Annotated in this window: 2 protein-coding genes; both read left to right on the top strand. The window is 71.0% G+C overall.

The genetic code is table 11. The annotated features are described in order from the left end of the window. On the top strand, positions 1-871 hold an 871-nt coding region (locus VG276_21335; protein ID HEV8651867.1), incomplete at its 5' end, for a hypothetical protein. Positions 872-1,093: 222 nt separating this feature from the next. After that, positions 1,094-1,871: hypothetical protein (locus VG276_21340; GenBank protein HEV8651868.1), on the top strand; the 778-nt coding region annotated here is incomplete at its 3' end.

Here is a 1,871-nt window from a genome sequence, read left to right on the forward strand (position 1 = left end):
GGTGTTCGCGCTGGCGGCCGTGCCGTTCTCGGAGCTCGCCTCGGATGGGACGGTCGGCGACTTCCAGCTGGTCGAGGTCACCGACCCGCGCCACCCGGTCCGGACCGACGACTGGGGCGCCGGCAAGGACGGCGGGCTGCCGTTTGGGATCGCGGGCATCGGCCTGCCGGCCCCGTTCGACTGCACCCCGCCCGCCGGGCAGCAGCCGCTGTGCCGCGGCCATTTCGGGGCGGTCTTTGGCCACAGCGCCTCGCCGAGCTCCGACGGCATGACCGCCTACGTCGCCTACTGGGACGCGGGCGCGGTCATCGTCGACATCTCCAACCCCGCCGCCATCGGCATGGTGGGGCGCACGCGCTACCCGGCGGGCAGCGAGGGCGACACTCACTCGGCGATGCCCAACGCGGCCGGGACGGTGCTGGTCACCACCGACGAGGACTTCAGCCCCGGCGAGCTGGTCGCAGCCGGGGAACCGAAAGAGCGTGGCGACACCTGGGGCTTCGCGCGGCTCTGGGGGATCGCCAGTCCCGCAAGCCCGCAGCATCTGAGCGACTTCGCCACGCCGCACTCGCTGACGAACTCGACCTCGGGGTTCTACACGGCTCACAACCCGCAGATCCGGGGAACCACGCTGTACCTGAGCTGGTACTCCGACGGGCTGCGCATCGTGGACATCGCCAATCCGAGCAAGCCGCGGGAGGTCGGCTTCTACCGGCCCAAGCCGACGCTTGACCCGACGGGGGTCTTCGCCAGCTTCGGCCCGGCAGGCAGGCACCCGATCCCCTTCGTCTGGGGCGCGTACCCGCTCGGCAACCGGATCTACCTAAGCGACATCAACTTCGGCCTCTACATCGTCACCCGCACGAACTAGCTCAGGCGCGAGGAGGGGGGTGCCGCGAGGCGGCGCCCCCCCACTGAACAAGCAGGTCAAACCCACCCTTGGCGGCCACGTCGCCGTGAGGTAGGTTTCCCCAAGGTCGACTAGCCCTTTTGGACTGACTCCCTCCACCGGTCGCTCGGCTCCCCTTGCTCACCGTCGGCGAAGACCACCAGACCCTCGACTCGGGCCATTTCCGCCAACAGGGAGGTTGGGATGAGGAAGCCATGGTTGCTCGCTGTGCTGCTGGCCCTTGGGTTGACCTCGTGGAACGCCGCGCTGGCCGCCGCGGACCCCAGGGAGGGTCCCGACGTCTCGGCGACCGACGGCGTGATCGACAACGCCCGCGAGTCCGACCCGGTCCACCTCCACCAGCACGGCGGTCCTGGTGGGCACCTGCCGCCGACGAGTCACAACGTGCAGCTGGTCGGCAAGCTGCGCGTCCATGACGCCGCCCAGGGCATCGTCGCCGACGTTGGCACGCTGGGCAACTACGCCTACCTGGCGCAGTTCTCGCCCGGCTGCACCGCCGACGGCGCGGGCGGCGCCTATGTCGTGGACATCGCCAACCCCGCCAACCCGCGGGAGGTCGGGTTCATCCCCGCCCATCAGGGCTCGTTCGTCGGTGAGGGCGTGCACGCCCTCCACCTCGACACCCCCGCCTTCACCGGCGACGTCCTGGCGCTCAACAACGAGGTCTGCGGCGCCGGCGGCCTTGGTGGCGCCTCGCTGTGGGACATCACCAACCCGCTGGCCCCGGTGGCGCTGGCGGAGAACTTCGGCGACGCCAGGAACGCGGCCGGCAACCCCGTCCCGGTCCGCCAGTACCACAGCGTGTTCGCCTGGCAGCAGGGCGGGCGCGCGTTCCTGGTGGCCTCCGACGACGAGGAGCAGGGCCAGACCGACGTCGACATCATCGAGATCACCGACCCCCGCAGCCCCCGCCTGGTCGCCGAGACCGGCCTGCGGGACTGGCCGGCCGCCAAGGCGCCGC

Source organism: Actinomycetes bacterium, assembly GCA_036000965.1.
Classification (GTDB): Bacteria; Actinomycetota; CALGFH01; order CALGFH01; family CALGFH01; genus DASYUT01.